Below are 17,235 nucleotides of genomic sequence, written 5' to 3' on the forward strand. Positions count from 1 at the left end.
AGAGATACAACTAATCGTAGTTTTGAAAAGGAGGGCTTTTTGTGGCAGAGGAAAAATTCCATCTGGTGTCGTCCTACGCCCCCACGGGCGACCAGCCGCAGGCCATCGCACAGCTGGTAGAGGGGGTAGAGCGGGGCGACCGCTGCCAGACCCTGTTGGGCGTCACCGGCAGCGGCAAGACCTTCACGATGGCGAACGTCATCGCCCAGTGCAACCGTCCGACGCTGGTGCTGGCCCACAACAAGACGCTGGCCGCCCAGCTCTGCACCGAGTTCCGCTCGTTTTTCCCGGACAACGCCGTGGAATATTTCGTCTCCTACTACGACTACTACCAGCCGGAGGCCTATATCCCCAGCACCGATACCTATATCGAAAAGGACAGCGCCATCAACGATGAGATAGACCGCCTGCGCCACTCGGCCACGGCGGCGCTGTCGGAGCGGCGGGACGTCATCATCGTCGCGTCGGTGTCCTGCATCTACTCGCTGGGCGACCCCATCGACTATCGCAGCATGGTCATCAGCCTGCGGCCCGGGATGCAGATGGAGCGGGACGAGTTGTGTGAAAAGCTGGTGACGCTGCAATATGAGCGCAATGATGTCAATTTCATCCGCAATAAGTTCCGCGTCCACGGCGACATCGTGGACATCTATCTGGCTTATATGAGCGAGCTGGCCATCCGGGTGGAGTTCTTCGGCGACGAGATCGACCGCATCACCGAGTTCAACCCCCTTACGGGTGCCAAGCAGAACGTGGTCAAGCACGTTGCCATCTTCCCGGCCAGCCACTATATCGTCAGCGCCGACAAAAAGGCTGCCGCCATTGAAAAGATTCGCGCCGAGTGCGACGCGCAGGTGAAGCAGTTCACCTCGGAAGGTAAGCTCATCGAGGCCCAGCGCATCCAGCAGCGGACGAACTACGACATTGAGATGCTGACGGAAGTGGGTATCTGCAAGGGCATCGAGAACTATTCTGCCGTTCTGTCGGGCCGTGCGCCGGGCAGTATGCCCACGACTCTGCTTGACTATTTCCCGGACGACTTCCTGCTCTTCGTAGACGAGAGCCATGTCACCCTGCCGCAGGTGCGGGCCATGTACGGTGGCGATTACGCCCGCAAAAAGACGCTGGTGGAGTACGGTTTCCGCCTGCCGTCGGCCTTTGACAACCGCCCCCTCAAGTTCGAGGAAGTGGAATCCAAGCTCAACCAGATGATATTCGTCTCGGCCACCCCCGGCGAGTACGAGCGGAAGAACAGCACCCAAGTGGCCCAGCAGGTCATCCGGCCCACTGGTCTGCTGGACCCGCTCATCTCGGTGCGCCCCGTAGAGGGGCAGGTGACGGACCTTCTGGGCGAGATAAACGCTCGCATCGAGCGGCATGAGCGCGTCCTGGTCACGACGCTGACCAAGAAAATGGCCGAAGATCTGACAGATTACTTTACCGAACAGGGGATAAAGGTCAAGTATATGCACCACGAGGTGGACACCTTCGAGCGGATGGAAATCATCAAAGACCTCCGCCTCGGCACCATCGACGTGGTGGTGGGCATCAACCTGCTGCGTGAGGGTCTCGACCTGCCCGAGGTCAGCCTTGTGGCCATCCTCGACGCCGACAAAGAGGGCTTCCTCCGCAGCGAGACGAGCCTGATTCAGACCATCGGCCGCGCCGCCCGCAACGCCGAAGGTCTGGTCATCATGTACGCCGACGAGGTGACGGACAGCATGGACCGCGCCATCACCGAGACAGAGCGCCGCCGCGCCATCCAGATGGCCTACAACGCTGAGCACGGCATTGTCCCGAAGACCATCGTCAAAGCCATCCCGGATTCGATTGAGATCAGCGACAAGGCTGAGAATGCCAGGATGAACACCCGACGGATGGGCAAGCTCGAGCGCGAAGCCGCCATTGACCGCCTGACCCGGGAGATGAAGGAAGCTGCCAAGCTGCTGGAATTTGAGCACGCGGCCTTCCTGCGCGACCAGATCGACCGCCTGCGCCGGGGCGAGAACCCCACCGTGGATTCCTCGGCAGAGACGGAGCGGAAGCAGAACCATGCACAGACACAGAGAAGAGGGAGAAAGTACCTTGGCAAACGATAAAATAGTCATCAAGGGTGCGCGGGAGCACAATCTGAAAAACGTGAATCTGACTCTCCCGCGTGAAAAATTCATCGTTATGACCGGCCTTTCCGGCTCGGGCAAGTCGAGCCTTGCCTTCGACACCATCTACGCCGACGGCCAGCGCCGCTATGTCGAGAGCCTGTCCAGCTACGCCCGGATGTTCCTTGGCCGGATGGACAAGCCCGATGTGGACGAGATCACCGGCCTGTCTCCGGCCATTTCCATCGACCAGAAGACCACCAGCCACAACCCCCGCTCCACCGTGGGTACCGTGACGGAAATTTACGATTATCTGCGCCTTTTGTACGCCCGCGTGGGCGTGCCGCACTGCCCGGTGTGTGGGCGGGTCATCAGCCAGCAGAGCGTGGATGAGATGGTGGACGCTGTGCTCAAGCTGGAAGAGGGGACGAAGTTCCAGGTCCTCGCGCCTGTCGTCCGCCAGCGCAAAGGCACCCAGCAGAAAGAGCTGGACGCCGCCCGCCGCGCCGGTTACGCCCGCGTAAAAATCGACGGTAACATGTACGACCTCGACGAGGAGATCGCGCTGGAAAAGAACATCAAGCACACCGTGGAGATCGTCGTTGACCGTCTTGCCATGCGCAAGGGCATCCGCGGCCGTCTGGCTGACTCGCTGGAAACGGCGCTTGCCCTTACCGACGGCGTGGCTGAGGTGGATGTCATCGGTGGCGAATGTATGACCTTCAGCCAGAATTTCGCCTGCCCCGAGCACGGCATCTCCATCAGCGATCTGTCGCCCCGGCTCTTCTCCTTCAATAACCCTCTGGGTGCCTGCGAGAAGTGTACCGGCCTCGGCACCTTCATGCGGGTGGACGAAGAGCGCATCCTGCCCAACCGGGACCTCTCGATTCGGGAGGGGGCTATCAAGGCCAGCGGATGGTACTACGCCGAAGGCTCCGTAGCCGAGATGTATTATCTGGGTCTGGGAAAAAAGTACGGCTTTACGCTGGATACTCCCATCAAAGAGATGAGCACCGAGGCCGTCAACGCCCTGCTCTACGGCACCAACGGAGAAAAAATCGAGATGCACCGCACGAATGAGTTCGGCAGCGGCGTCTATTATAATACCTTTGAGGGCATCGTCGAGAACCTCGAGCGCCGCTTCCGCGAGACGAACAGCGAGTGGATGAAGGAGGAGATCGGCAGCTTCATGTCGGGCGTCGAGTGTCCCGACTGCCATGGCAAGCGCCTGAAACCGGTGGTGCTGGCTGTGACCATCGGCGGCAAAAACATCAGCGATTTCTGCGAAATGTCGATTCGGGACGAGCTGAAATTCATCGCTGACAATGAGCCGAACCTGACCGAAAAGCAGAAGCAGATCGGCGGCCAGATCATGAAGGAGATCAAGAACCGCCTGCAGTTTTTGCAGAGCGTGGGCCTCGATTACCTCACACTGGCCCGGTCGGCAGGCACCCTGTCCGGCGGCGAGAGCCAGCGCATCCGCCTGACCACCCAAATCGGAAGCGCTCTGTCGGGTGTGTTGTACGTGCTGGATGAGCCGTCCATCGGCCTGCACCAGCGCGACAACGATAAACTCATCGCAACGCTGAAAAATCTCCGCGACCTCGGCAATACGGTCATCGTGGTCGAGCACGACGAGGATACCATGCGCAGCGCCGATTATATCGTGGACGTCGGCCCGGGCGCGGGTGTCCACGGCGGCGAGATCGTGGCCGCAGGCTCCGTCAAGGACATCTGCAAGGCCAAGCGCAGCATCACCGGCGACTATCTGTCGGGCCGCAAGCGCATCGAGGTGCCGCAGACCCGCCGCCCCGGCAACGGCAATTTCCTCACGGTGAAGGGTGCGCGCGAAAACAATCTGCGCAACATCGACGTAAAATTTCCGCTGGGCGAGTTCATCTGCGTGACGGGCATCTCCGGCTCGGGCAAGTCGAGCCTCATCAACGAGATTTTGTATAAGACCCTCGCCTGTGAGCTGAACGGTGCCCGCTCCCGCGCTGGCAAGTGCGATGGGGTAGAGGGCCTCGAGTTCGTGGATAAGGTCATCGGCATCGACCAGCAGCCCATCGGCCGCACGCCCCGCTCCAACCCCGCCACCTATACCGGCGTGTTCAACGACATCCGCACCGTCTTCTCCCAGACGCAGGACGCCAAAATGCGGGGCTACGGCCCGGGACGGTTCAGCTTCAACGTCCGGGGCGGCCGCTGCGAGGCCTGCGAGGGCAACGGCATCCTCCAAATCGAGATGCACTTCCTGCCGGACGTCTACGTTCCCTGTGAGGTCTGCAAGGGCGCACGCTACAACCGCGAAACGCTGGAAGTCAAGTATAAGGAAAAGACCATCTCTGACGTGCTGAACATGACCGTGGAAGAGGCGGTCGTCTTCTTTGCCAACCAGCCGAAAATCGCCCGCAAGCTGCAGACGCTGCTGGACGTGGGCCTGGGGTATGTCACGCTGGGGCAGAGCGCCACGACCCTTTCGGGCGGCGAGGCGCAGCGTGTCAAGCTGGCCAACGAGCTGGCCCGCCGCAGCACGGGTAAGACCGTGTATATCCTCGACGAGCCGACTACCGGCCTCCACATGGCTGATGTCCACCGCCTCATCGAGGTGCTGCAGAAGCTGGTGGATGCAGGCAACACCGTCATCGTCATCGAACACAACCTCGACCTCATCAAATGCGCCGACCACATCATCGACCTCGGCCCCGAAGGCGGCAGTGCCGGCGGCCTCATCGTCGCCGAGGGTACGCCGGAGCAGGTGGCCGAGGTGCCGGGCAGCTTTACCGGCCAGTACCTCAAGCCCCTGCTGGAAAAGGACGCGAAACTCCGCGCAGAGGGCAAATAAAGCAGTATAAAACAGAGCCGCAGTCTCCCAAAAGACTGCGGCTCTGTTGTTTGCAAAAGTTCCGGATAAAACAAAAAGCTCTTCAGTCTCTCGACTGAAGAGCTCTGGTCCAGCAGAGCTGGACAAATCCGAACTTTTTCCTTCTACCCCATCAGCCGTCAAAGCGTCCTCAAATCGGACGGTTTGGGTGCCATCCTTGTAGTTGAACGTGATTAGCATCCGGTCATCGTACAGGAAAATGGCATTTATAAAAATTTCAATCAGCGCTTTCCGCTGCTTTTTCTGCGAAATATCGAACTTTCTGAATTTCATCAGCCAGAATCGGATGAAATCCTCATTGAAGCTGGGCTTCTTCAATTTTTCATCTGCGATTTTTACAGTCAGCTCATCTTTCTGGATTTCCAGCGCTTCCAGACGCTCTTTCGTTGTCCGGGTGTACAAGCCGTCCTCGATTGCCTTCATCAGGTTGTCCAACTTTTTGTTGACCTCTCGCAGTTGCTTTTCCAGCAGCGGGATCGTGGTGTTCTCCTGATTCTGGACATCCATGACCAGTTGAACGATCTTGTCGATCATCGCATCGTCCTGAATCAGCTTCATGGTCTCCCGGACGACCAGATCTTCCAGCCAGTCCTTCTGCACGGTCTTTTTATTGCAGCCCTTGCGGCGCTTGACGTTGGCGCATTTATAATAATAGTAGGTGCGTCCGGTGGCACTGGTTCCGCTTTCGCCGAACATCAGCGCACCACACTTGCCGCAGAGCAGCTTGGTGGTCAGCAGATATTCCTCGTCTGCCTTGCCACAGGCAGGGGCACGCTTATTCTTATCCAGACGCTTCTGCACCCGGTCAAACAGGTCTTTCGGAATAATAACCGGAATTGCATCCGGCACAACGATGTCCCGGAAAGACAATTCTCCAATGTACCGGCGGTTCTTCAACATGGTGTTCACACTACTGTGGGTCATTTTGCCGCCCAGCATATTGCGGACGCCCTTATCGTTGAGGAAGTTTACGATTTCCACCATCTTATCACCGTTGTCATACCGCTGAAAGGCTTCCAGCACCAGCGGAGCAGTCAACGGGTCAAGATGATAGAACTTGGCATCGTCGATTTTATAGCCAATGGTTCCCGTACCGCCAGTGCACTTACCCTTCAAGGCGTTCTCGGTCTGACCACGAATCACTTTTTCGGACAGCTCTGCCGAATAGTATTCTGCCATACCCTCTAGAAGGGTTTCCACCAGAATGCCCTGTGAACCCTCAGCAATGGGTTCCATAACGGAAATCAGGTGGACACCGTTCTTTTTCAGGATCATCTTATAGTTTGCGCTATCAAAACGATTCCGGGCAAAGCGGTCAAATTTCCAGACGAGAACAACATCAAACAGCTTCTTGCCGCTGTCTTTGATCATCTGCTGGAACTCCGGGCGATTGTCCGTTTTTGCAGAGAATGCACGGTCAATGTAGTGCTTGATGACCGTGATGCCGTTCTTTTCCGCATAAGCCGTACATTCCCGAATCTGCCCTTCGATGGATTCTTCGCGCTGGTTATCGCTGGAATAGCGGGCGTAAATTACGGCGGTCATAGACTCACTTCCTTTTTCTTATCGAACAGACGGGTAGCTTTTTGCATACTTGTAGATCTGCCGTGCACAGTCAAGGCTCATTTTGCTGGAATCGTTGTGTTTGAGCCATGCATTCACATTGCCCGGATTCAGCCTCAGGTCAGTGTAAAGGCGATAATTCGTCAGTTTCTTTTTCTGCTGAAGTTCCAATACCCGGCGATGGATCAGTTCTTTCGTGTCATTGTCCGCAAGGGCGGCATCCCGCACCGAGCAATAGCTGCGCCAGACCTTCAAATAGCCCTCCGGCAGTTCAGGAGATTGTTTTTCCAAGAGCAGCAGCATTTTCGCCAGCAAGTAGCGATTAGAAAGCCGCTCATATTCCGCAACGACCGTGCTGTTTGCAGTATAGTGGAGCAATAAATCCACTTTATCATAGGCCAAAGCATAGAGAAACAGCGGTTCTTTCAAGCGGGGATTTTCATTTAGACAATCTGCCAGCTTATGAATACTAGCCGTCTGCACCCCGGAAAGCTCTGCCACATACTGCTTCAAGAAACCCTCAAATGTCAGCTTTCGCATGGTCTCCACCTCTCTACATACTCCTGATAGCGGATATAGAAATCCCGATACCGCCAGTCGTTCAAGATGCTGGCTCTCAACTCATCTTCATCCGTTGCAAGGTGTTCCAGCAAATCCCAATCCAACGAATTCCGCACAGCCTCACTCTCTACGTCTGCTTTGTCAGTGTCCCGAAAAGAGCACAGCTTTGCAATCACCAAATCTTCCAGACTGGGTGTGTAGAACTGCACCTTTGTACCACCAAAGGGCAGCGACTGGAGCCGGTCTTGGAAGTTGTACGGAAAATTGTCGATGTAGGCTTCCACATCGGTGTTGATGTCGTACTTGCCAAGCAAACTGTACAGTTCTTTCGGAACACTCAAGGCATCAATGTCATGAGTAGCGCGGGTCAGCTTGCCCAGCAAAATAAACGCACTGCCGCCTACGATCACCATCTGATAGCGGTCGTTATTGTCGATCATCAGATCTGCGTCTTCGTCCAGACGTTCCAGACGCTTGCGGAGGTCATCTAAGATCATCTTGCCCATAAAACAGCCTTTCGTATTTTCAATAATAGTATTTTCTAAAATCATTTTACAGAAAAGGAATCCGATTGTCAAGCACAAATCAACGACATTTCATACAATTCATACTACCATGTTGTCAGTTCACATCTCACACTGGCTAATGACCGTGCTGATTGCCGTATCATATGCCACCGGTGGATACTTAAATTTTTTCAGTAAGTGTTTCACCATCTTACGCATACTCGCACGGGCAGTTTCTTTTTTCTGCAGGTCTATTACGCTCGCATTACTGAATTTCTGCGTTTCCAGCCATCTCCATTGCAGCGTTCGATTGACACAGGTTGAGTTATCGGCAGATACAGCAAACACAACGGGCAGCTCTGGTAACAGAGCTGCCCGTTGTGTTCGTTTATGAAAAGGAGAACTTAGATCTCATACCACTTGATCTCGTTGGCATCCAGATGCAGAGCAAAGCTGCTGCCGTCTGTGGTGTAAACGGTGGTGTCCTGCGGCTCGTACGTGTTGTTCACCACACAATACTTGCCGTTCTTGACGTAGGCGTGAACTTCTACATTATAATTGGAACTGAACCATGTATGCAGTTCCTCCTCGCTGTGGGCACTCCACAGGATAGCGCGGTAAAGGGTGCGGCTGTTGGCAAAACTGTAAGGCACACCGCTGATGTACACGGCACGACCCTTTCCGAAGTCGTGTGCCGCCATCTGCACTTCTTTGTTTCGCTGCACCAGCACCTCGGTGCCCTCGAGGGCGTAGATATTCTTTTTACCCTCGCCAAAGTCCACGGGCTGGTCGGCGTCCTGCAGGATAAAGTGGTCGGGGTGCTCCTCCCAGTTGTATTTGTCGTAGTTGAGGGTGAAGCCGTTTTCTTCCTCCACGCCCAGCACGCTGGCAAGCTGGAGAATGTGGCCCTGATACGGGTGACCGGAAGGCTCACCCACGCCGATAAAGCCGCCGCCGTTCCAGACGAACTTGCGGATAGCGGAGGAGATCTCCGGATCTTCCCACCAGATGCCGCCGGTGTGTGCGGTGTCGGCATCGCCGACATTGATAATGACATCCAACGAATCCAGCAGATGCGGGTCGTTCTTGATATCCTCAAAGCTGATAAACTTCACATCAAAGGGCGCACCGGACAGCATCTCAATGACACCGGCATAGCTATAGTTCTGCTTGTAATAGAGGGCGTGATGCACCATGTGACAGCCCCAAGCCCGCATTTTACCCCAACAGTTCAGCACGGCCACTCGCTTGACACAGTAGGGTGTGGTGTCCTTGATGTTCTCGTACAGTTCGCGGAACTCGTTGCAGACGCTCTCCACGTAGTCCACGAACTCCGGGAACTGCAAGGCCAGTTTCAGATAGCCGCCATAGCCGATGCGATCGATGGGCTTGCGCAGGATAGCGCGGCGGGCTGTAACCCAGTTCTCCTTGGCTTCCCGCACCGGGTCGCCGCCCTCGTGGAAGGTGTCAGGGAAGAAGTACGGCAGGAAACGGCCCTCGGTGTACTTCACGCCCTCAATGTCAGAGATCAGGCGCAGGGTGGAGCCGTTGCCCACGCTGCCCACTACGGCATCCAGTCCGATGGTCTTGAACTCCGGCATGAAAGGTTCGGTGCCGATCCAGTGATCGCCGAGGAACATCATGGCTTCGCACCCGCACGCGTGGGTGATGTCCACCATCTCCTTGGCAAGCTTTGCCACCTCGCGGCGCTGGAAGGCCTGAAAATCCCGGAATTCCTTGCTGGGCACCCGGTACTGGTTGTTATAGTAGCCCTGATCGATGATGTACTCCGGGCGGAACTTGTAGCCCACCTCCTGCTCGAACTGATTCAGGATGTAGGGGCTGACCGAAGCAGAGTAGCCATACCAGTCCACGAACTTCTCCCGCTTCAGCTCGTCGAAGATCAGGGTGAACTGGTGGAAGAAGGTGGTGTAGCGGATGACGTTAACATAGGGGTGCTCTGCAATGAACTTGCGCAGGCGCTCCATGGAATACTTGTGGGTCTTGGGCTGACGCACGTCAAAGGTGATCTGGTGCTCAAAATTCGTCCAGCCGTTGGTGGTAGCGTTGTACATATGCACCGGGTCCCAGATGAGGTAAGCCAGAAAACTGACGGTATACTCATGGAACGGTACGGCCTGTACGGTCACACTGCCGTCGGCGTAGCTCCACTGCTCCGGCGGCACGGGCTGACCGGTGGTTCGATCCATGACCTCCCACCAGCGGGTGATGTCGTCGTTGGTGTTCACCTGCATCAGCTCCGGGCTGATGCCCTTCATCAGCGGGATGGTCACGGTGTCGCCGGGGGCGGTGTAGAAGCCGGTCATGATGTAGCACTGCTGTACCTCGTCCGGGTTCGCCTTGGCCCATGCGTTGTCCTTGCGGGTGGTATAATAGGTGGAGTAGATCTTTGCATCGGCATCCTTCAGCTGCTGCGGAAAGTCGGTGCCGTCGCAGTCGCGGATGGCGTCTGCACCCCACTTTTTCAGAATTTCCAGCGTTTCGGGCACCACGTCCAAGTCGGTGGGGATTGTCACGCGCCCGGACTTTCTTGTTTCATCCATAGGGATTCTCCTTTACCTCTCTCTTATCCTCAATCCTGATAGGTCGCATTGTAGATGGCCAGCACTGCCAGCAGCAACGCCACGCCCAAGAGCATAATGCCAAGACCAGCCAGCTGCCCGGTCATTTTCCAGCCTGCGACCACCAGTGCAATGGACAGCACAAACAGCACAATCATCAGCACGATGCGCAGGGCAGGATTGTTTTTCCAGAATGCTTTCATCGTTTGTCACCTTACCCTTTCAGACCGCCCACGGTCATGCCCTGCGTCAGCTGCCGCTGCACGCAGATGTACAAAATCAGGGTGGGCAGCATCACCAGCACTAAACCGGCATACATGGTGCCGTACTGCGCCGCACTCTGCTGGGCCTGCATCAGGTTCAGCAGGCCGACCGGCAGGGTGCGGGGTGCGCTGGTAGAACTCATGAGGGTCATGGAAATGATATACTCGTTCCAGAAGGACAGGAAGTTGAACAGGATAATGGTGATGATGGACGGCTTTGCCATGGGGAAGATGATGCGGGTCATGGTGGAGAAATAGCTCGCACCGTCGATGTAGGCCGCCTCCTCAAAGTCGTGGGGCAGAGTGGCGAAATAGCCCGACAACAGATAGATTGTAAACGGCAGGGCCGTTGCCGCATAGACCACGGCCAGAATGAACAGGTTGTTCAGCAGAAAGCCGCTGCCGAAATGGCTTTTAAGCCAGACATCGCCGTCCCGCAGCATCAGGAAGATGGGCACCACGATATAGTTCACGTTGATGAACAGACCCGCCATGAACAGGGTGTTCAGCAGCTTGCGGCCCTTGAAGTGAAAGCGGGACAGGCAGTAGGCGGCGGGCAGGGCAACGACCAGCAGCAGCGCCAGCGCCAGCGCGGTGACGATGACCGAGTTGAGCATATATTCGCCCATTTTGGCGCCGTTCCATGCGTTGACGAAGTTCTGCCAGTAGAACCCGGCGGGCAATGCCCACGGGTTGCCGTAGAACTCTGCATTCTGCTTGATGGAGGCCATGAACACCCATGCCACCGGCACGATGATGGTAACGGCCAGCAGAACCAGCACAAAATAGATGAAAAACTTGTACAGACCTTCCGCAGAGCGGGAAGATTTTTCGGTGGTATTCTGCATCTTCTTCCCTCCTTAAAATTCCAGCGTATCGCGGTTGGTAACCTTGTTGACACAGGCGGACAGGGCAAACGAGAACAGGAAGATTACCACGCCGATGGCCATACTGTAACCATACAGGCCAGCGTCTTTCTGGCTGTACATATAACTCAGCGCCACATCCGATGCGCCGTTGGGGCCGCCGCTTGTCATGGCCTTGACGAAGAGGAAGGCCATGTTGATGGTGGAGATGATAAAGAAGGTCAGAGTGGTGCGGATATTCGTCCAGATAAGGGGGATGGTGATCTGGAAGAACTGGGTCAGCCGCCCGGCACCGTCCAGATTGGCGCTCTCGTACAGGCTGATGGGCACGGCAGACATGGAGGCCATATACATGACCATGTAGTAGCCGATGGCCTGCCACACCATGGCAATGATGATGGAGGGGATGACCAGTTTTTCGCCCTTCCACAGGATGGGGTCGCTCATGTTGCGGAACAGGCCGATGATGCTGTTCAGCATGCCGTTTTCCGGCTTATAGATGGCAGAGAAGATGCCGGAGATGACGACCACCGACAGGATGTTGGGGATGTAGAAGATGATGCGGAAAAAGTTCTGGCCTTTGATCTTCTCCCGGGTGAGGATGGCGGCAAATACCAGTGCAAAGGCGAAGGTGACGATGGTGACCACCACCACGAGCAGGATCATATTCTGCATCGAGCGGATGAACTGGGCGTCCCGCAGCAGATGCTGGAAGTTTTTGAGCCCCACAAAGGTCTCGTTGGGAGAATAGGCACCCCGCTCATACAAACTCATGCGGAACACGTTGAGGGTGGGCAGGATCATAAAGAGGAAAAACAGGATGGTAGCCGGTGCCACACAGAGGAATACGAACCGTTTGCGGCTTTTATCCGTTCTCATAGGGGATTGACCGCTCCTTTCTTGATGGTACTGTACAGCCCAAAAAAGCGGAGGCGGTAAAAACCGCCCCCGCTGGGCAGGGCTTAATTACTCGATGATGTTGGCGCGCATCTGGTCGCTGGCGGACTTGATGCCATCGATCCACTGCTGCTCGGTCATGCTGCCGGAGACCAGCGAGTTGACGGGATCGAAGAACACGGTGCGGACTTCCACGCCGGGGATGGCGCTGAAGGCTGCAAAGTTGCCCATAGCTGCCTTTGCGCCGTTATCATAGATGGAGTAGAACATCTTGTTGTCGCCGTCCAGATCATCGGCAATGCCCAGCACAGGCTGGATCGCACCGCTCTCGGCGAACAGCTTGCAGGCTTCGTCACTATACAGGTACGCCACGAACTGCTTGGCTGCATCCAGATGCTCAGCACCTGCCGGGATCCATGCCTGCTCGAACCAAGTGTAGCTGTAGCTGTCGCCGCCGGCCTTGACAGCGGGCAGAGCGGTCATGCCCCACTCAAAGCCGTCTGCACGGGGTGCTTCGGCCATCTCGCCCACGATCCAGGTGCCGTTGGGCATAAACAGGGCCTTGTTGTCCAGCACCAGCTGCTGGTTCTGGGTAAAGTCCTGATCGTTGGCCTGTGCGGGGGTGATGGGGTTGGTGTAGGAAGCCAGCTTTGCCACGATATCAAAGCAGGTCTTTGCCTCGGGGGTGTCCCAGATGCCTTCTTCGTAGTGGGTAGCCTTGTTGAAGAAGTCGGGGCCGCCTGCGGCGTACATCAGCGCATAGAAGAAGGCGTCGAAGTAGCCGGTGGTGGGGTAGGTGAACAGGTAGGTCCCCTCAGCGGCAGCCTTGTCGCCCAGTGCCCACATCTCGTCCCAGGTCTTGGGCACGTCCCAGCCCTTTTCCTTCAGGAAACCGGCATTGTAGAACAGGCCGCAGGGGCTGTAGAACATGGGAGCCAGATAGGTTTTGCCGTCGCCGTAGGGGTTGGTCAGGGAGGTGTCGGTAAAGCCGCCGGCGATCTTCTCGCTCACCTTCTTGCTCTCGCCGGGCACGGTCATGCTCAGAACATCGGTGATGTCGGCGATCAGGTTGCCCTTGATGAACTGCTCGGTCAGGGCAGCTTCACGGCCGGTGGCCAGATGGACCACGTCGGGATAGTCGCCGCCCTGCATGGAGGGGCCGATGACGTCCTCCAGCTTTTTGTCGGTGGTCAGGTCCACCTTGATGCCGGTCTGGGCGGTAAAGGCCTCGGTGACCTTTTTCCACATCTCAGCGCCGTAGCCGGTCTCGATGGCGGCAACCTTGATGGTGACGTCCGCAGCCACTGCGGAAGAAGTAGCGGCAGAAGATGCCGTGCTGGACGCGGTGGAGCTGGCAGCACCACCACAGGCAGCCAGGCCCAGTGCAGCGGCACCCACGCCAGCCACTTTCAGAAAATTGCGACGAGAAATGCGTTTCATAGTGTATCCTCCATCATAAAGTTCCGTTCAAAACACAGCCGGGGCAAACAGGCTTCGTCCGAGAGGGCTGTGGTTTTTTCTGGTTCCAATATAGAGGTTTTTACGGTTCGCAACAAGGTCTTTGTTGTTTCATTTTTTAGAAATATTGCTTTTCGGGAAATTCTTTCAGCAAAAGCAATAAAATTTGTACTGTAGTTTTGGTACATTTTCCCCGCTTGTAACCAGTTTGACATATTTTTTGCACTATATCGAAGGCAAAAGTATTGAACCCGTCCAAAAATCAGGGCTTGCATTTTTTCTTCATTGCCTCTATAATGAGAAAAAACGCACGAAAAAACGCATCGTTTTTGGGCTTGCATTTTTAGTATCTTGCTTTTATTTTTATGTTTTTTGTTCTTCGCCTCAAAAGGAGCCATTTATGAGTACCGAGCGATTTGATATCCGCCATGCTCCCGCTCCACGGGAATCCTTCCGGCTGCTGTACATCAGCAAAAGCAAATTTGGCGGCGATTGGAACAGCACTGCCCACACCCATTCCTGCACAGAGCTGTTCTACTGTCTGAGCGGAGAAGGTCAGTTTTATTTAAGCGGTCAGCTTTATCCGGTCAAACCGGATGATATGATCATCGTCAATCCGCAGGTAGAGCATACCGAGCTGAGCCTGAATGCTTCACCGCTGGAATACATTGTATTGGGCGTTGCTGGCATCGAGATCTTATTTGGAAAATCAGATTCTTCCTACGCTATATTCAACTGCCGGAAAAATCGGGAGCGGATGGTGACGCTGCTCCATATGCTGCTGGCCGAAGCAGACCGCAGTCTGGACGGCTGCGAGACGGTCTGTCAGGATCTGCTGGAAGTGCTGCTCATCTGGCTGGTGCGGTGTACCACGCTTTCTTTGCAGGTAGAGGAAACGCCCCGCTCCGACAGCCGGGAGTGTGTGGAGATCAAGCGGTATCTGGACAGCAACTACCGCGAAGATATCTCGCTGGATATCCTTGCTGAAATCGCCCACATCAACAAATACTATCTGGCCCATACCTTCCAAAAAGAGTATGGCATCTCTCCGATCACCTATCTGAACCGCCGCCGCATTGAGGAAAGCAAATATATGCTGGGCAACACCGGTTACAGTCTGGCGCAGATCAGCGAGTTGATGGGCTTTTCCTCTCCCAGCTATTTTTCCCAATGCTTCCGCAAGGCGGAAGGCTTGACCCCCAATGAATACCGCCGTCAGGTGCGGCAGGGACAACGCCCTGTCCCGTCAAAACGGCATGAAGCATAACGCGCGGAATTTATGATGAAATCCGTTACCCTTTCTCTGGTCCGGTCTGCTGCAAATGCCTTTGATTTTGGCGGGCCCGTGGTCTGCGATGCCAACCACTACGGTGAGGGGCATATCAACGACACCTTTGTGGCCTGGCGGGAAGATTATTCCAAACGCTTTATTTTGCAGCGCATCAACACAGATACCTTTACTAACCCGGTGGGCCTGATGGAGAATGTCTGCGGCGTGACCCGGCATCTGCGGGCGAAAATTCTTGCCGAGGGCGGCGACCCAGCACGGGAAACGCTGAATGTCATCCCAACTTTGTCGGGGTCGACTTGCTATCTGGATGCAGACGGCGGCGCATGGCGTGCCTACGACTTTGTAGAAGATACCATCTGTTTGCAGCAGGTCGGCAGCGAAGCCGACTTCCGCACCGTGGCCGAGACGCTGGGCAAGTTCCAGAACCAGCTGGCGGATTACCCGGCCTCCACCCTCCACGAGACCATTGCCCGTTTCCACGACACGCCCAACCGCTATGCCAATTTTGAAAAAGCCCTCGCCGCCGATGCACTGGGTCGCGCAAAGAACATTGCGCCGGAAATCGAATTTATCCATGCGCGGGAGAAAGACTGCCATGTCCTGCTCGACCAGCTTGCCGCCGGGGAAATCCCCTTGCGCGTCACCCATAACGATACCAAGATCAACAATGTCCTAATCGACGCCGCCACCGGAAAAGGCATCTGCGTCATTGACCTCGACACCGTGATGCCGGGGCTTTCGGCCTACGACTTCGGCGATTCTATCCGCACCGGTGCCAACGACTGCGCTGAGGACGAACCTGACCAGAGCAAAGTCCATTTTGACCTGCATCTGTACGAAGTGTTCGCCAAAGGGTATCTCTCCACTGCCGGGGCATCCATGAGCATGGCAGAAAAAAAGAGCCTTGCATGGGGTGCAAGGCTCATGACGCTGGAATGCGGCATCCGTTTTCTGACTGACTATCTGGAGGGCGACCATTATTTCCATATTGCTCGCCCGGATCACAACCTCGACCGCGCCCGCACCCAGTTCACACTGGTGCGGCAGATGGAAGAGGTTTTCGATCAGATGCTGGAAATCGTCTGCCCGGACAATCACTGATTTCGCAATCTCCTCCATTCGGATACAGCAAGAAGCATGGACGCTCTCCTTTTCAGGGGCGTCCATGCTTCTTTTTACAGCTTATCCCTACACACCCATCAAATCGTCCTTTGAGGACGCTGGGAGCGTCGAGGACATGATGCGCTGCAGCAAATTATGAAAGCCCTTTTCAGCCCTGACCAATCACAATCCCTCAATGGCTATCATTGTAGCTGTAAATAGAAAAAACAGCTCAAGCAGCCTCCTATAAGTCCTACTATCACCGCTTTACCACAATAAATTTTTCAAAACCATCTTGACGCGCCTTGCGAACCATGATATTCTCTGTCACAAATCCCACTGATTTTGTGGATTGGTCTAAAACCATCCACAAGATGTGGTCCTGTTCATTTTGAACACTGCCTCACCGTGGATTATCCCTGAAAGATCAACCGCCCCGCAACACACCCGATTCATTTTGCCGCCGATTCACCCGACAAAATCATCGCTGCGCTGCGTGGGCGGTATTTTTCTTTTATGGGTAACGCACCTTGAAAATTTCATGAGCCGACCGGACGTGATACCGACTTTCCGTCAACGCCGCTGCACAAACAGGGGTAGGAACTTCGTTCGGAGCAAACGGTGACCCCATTACATGAGCAGCACAACCTTTACTTGTTTTTTTGCGTCTTAACAATTCGGAAACAATTACCCAGAAACGGTTTTGAGCGTAGCGGTAGAGGGCAAGAACCGTCCCGTGGCCACAAATTTTCAATTCTTGAAAATGTTCTGTCCATTCGGGACTTCACTTCTGCAATGCGTCTGCATTTCCGAAGTGCTTCTTGTTGGGGCGTGCCTGCCCCAAACCCTGCCGAGTAACAATAAAGTTCATAATTGTTCCATGGACTGAGTATAACACATCCTTCGACGATACACTACTCCTCTTTTTGCAAAAATCCAATTATCTTCGGTGACCTGTCGTGAGATGCAATTATTTCATGTCGTTTCACCAATCACTTGACTTGGTTTGAAAAAACACAGAGCATATGATACAATATAACAAATAATGTTGTCTACCGAGAAAGGAAGTGTCTTTCCATGAAAAAAATCCATAAGTTCTTTTCTAAAGATTTGCTCCATATTCTTGGTGCTGTTGGGATTTTTGTTGCTTTTCTGATTTCTATC

13 protein-coding genes and 1 pseudogene are annotated in these 17,235 nt (G+C 55.0%); 4 read left to right on the forward strand and 10 right to left on the reverse strand.

All coding sequences use genetic code 11. From position 1 onward, the window contains the following. Nucleotides 1-41 precede the first annotated feature (41 nt). Both uvrB and uvrA read left to right on the forward strand, forming a co-directional pair. Nucleotides 42-2,099, forward strand: a complete 2,058-nt coding sequence (gene uvrB, locus F3G95_RS09150) for an excinuclease ABC subunit UvrB (protein ID WP_149794683.1) — start codon at nucleotides 42-44, stop codon at nucleotides 2,097-2,099. Then, nucleotides 2,086-4,944 (forward strand): excinuclease ABC subunit UvrA, encoded by a 2,859-nt coding sequence (uvrA, locus tag F3G95_RS09155; RefSeq protein WP_149794684.1) that lies wholly within the window; start codon nucleotides 2,086-2,088, stop codon nucleotides 4,942-4,944. Before uvrB ends, uvrA begins: the two co-directional genes overlap by 14 nt. A 105-nt stretch (nucleotides 4,945-5,049) precedes the next feature. Here the strand turns inward: uvrA and F3G95_RS09160 are convergent. The 9 genes and pseudogenes from F3G95_RS09160 to F3G95_RS09200 form a co-directional block, all read right to left on the reverse strand. Next, a pseudogene (locus F3G95_RS09160) lies at nucleotides 5,050-6,528 on the reverse strand (recombinase family protein); the annotation flags it as partial. A gap of 18 nt (nucleotides 6,529-6,546) precedes the next feature. Next, nucleotides 6,547-7,086 carry a transcriptional regulator gene (locus F3G95_RS09165; protein ID WP_149794685.1) on the reverse strand — a complete coding sequence of 180 codons (540 nt, stop codon included), beginning with the start codon at nucleotides 7,084-7,086 and terminating at the stop codon, nucleotides 6,547-6,549. Next, nucleotides 7,074-7,604 carry a DUF6036 family nucleotidyltransferase gene (locus F3G95_RS09170; protein WP_243130342.1) on the reverse strand — a complete coding sequence of 177 codons (531 nt, stop codon included), beginning with the start codon at nucleotides 7,602-7,604 and terminating at the stop codon, nucleotides 7,074-7,076. Before F3G95_RS09170 ends, F3G95_RS09165 begins: the two co-directional genes overlap by 13 nt. A gap of 129 nt (nucleotides 7,605-7,733) precedes the next feature. Next, nucleotides 7,734-7,961, reverse strand: a complete 228-nt coding sequence (locus F3G95_RS14065; protein WP_256466385.1) for a type I restriction enzyme endonuclease domain-containing protein — start codon at nucleotides 7,959-7,961, stop codon at nucleotides 7,734-7,736. A gap of 56 nt (nucleotides 7,962-8,017) precedes the next feature. Next, a complete protein-coding gene (gene gnpA, locus F3G95_RS09180; RefSeq protein WP_149794687.1) occupies nucleotides 8,018-10,177 on the reverse strand; it encodes a 1,3-beta-galactosyl-N-acetylhexosamine phosphorylase in 2,160 nt (719 codons plus the stop codon). Between the two features lie 29 nt (nucleotides 10,178-10,206). Then, complete coding sequence (locus tag F3G95_RS09185) at nucleotides 10,207-10,398, reverse strand: hypothetical protein (RefSeq protein ID WP_149794688.1); 192 nt, start codon at nucleotides 10,396-10,398, stop codon at nucleotides 10,207-10,209. An 11-nt stretch (nucleotides 10,399-10,409) separates the two neighbouring features. Next, on the reverse strand, nucleotides 10,410-11,306 hold the full coding sequence (locus tag F3G95_RS09190) for a carbohydrate ABC transporter permease (RefSeq protein WP_149794689.1): 897 nt from the start codon (nucleotides 11,304-11,306) through the stop codon (nucleotides 10,410-10,412). 12 nt (nucleotides 11,307-11,318) lie between these two features. Next, entirely contained in the window at nucleotides 11,319-12,203 is an 885-nt protein-coding gene (locus tag F3G95_RS09195; protein ID WP_097800188.1) for a sugar ABC transporter permease, read from the reverse strand. Between the two features lie 87 nt (nucleotides 12,204-12,290). Next, on the reverse strand, nucleotides 12,291-13,661 hold the full coding sequence (locus F3G95_RS09200) for a carbohydrate ABC transporter substrate-binding protein (protein ID WP_149794690.1): 1,371 nt from the start codon (nucleotides 13,659-13,661) through the stop codon (nucleotides 12,291-12,293). A gap of 418 nt (nucleotides 13,662-14,079) precedes the next feature. Between F3G95_RS09200 and F3G95_RS09210 the strand changes: the two genes are divergently transcribed. Together F3G95_RS09210 and F3G95_RS09215 are read left to right on the forward strand one after the other, a co-directional pair. After that, nucleotides 14,080-14,946: an AraC family transcriptional regulator gene (locus F3G95_RS09210; protein WP_149794692.1), complete on the forward strand. Its 867-nt coding sequence runs from the start codon at nucleotides 14,080-14,082 to the stop codon at nucleotides 14,944-14,946. 15 nt (nucleotides 14,947-14,961) lie between these two features. Next, complete coding sequence (locus F3G95_RS09215) at nucleotides 14,962-16,071, forward strand: aminoglycoside phosphotransferase family protein (protein WP_149794697.1); 1,110 nt, start codon at nucleotides 14,962-14,964, stop codon at nucleotides 16,069-16,071. Between the two features lie 975 nt (nucleotides 16,072-17,046). Here the strand turns inward: F3G95_RS09215 and F3G95_RS13895 are convergent. Further along, nucleotides 17,047-17,235 (reverse strand): hypothetical protein (locus F3G95_RS13895; RefSeq protein ID WP_207706442.1); only part of this gene is annotated, 189 nt, incomplete at its 5' end.

The sequence above is a fragment of the Faecalibacterium sp. Marseille-P9312 genome, from assembly GCF_902497445.1.
GTDB lineage: Bacteria > Bacillota > Clostridia > Oscillospirales > Ruminococcaceae > Faecalibacterium > Faecalibacterium longum.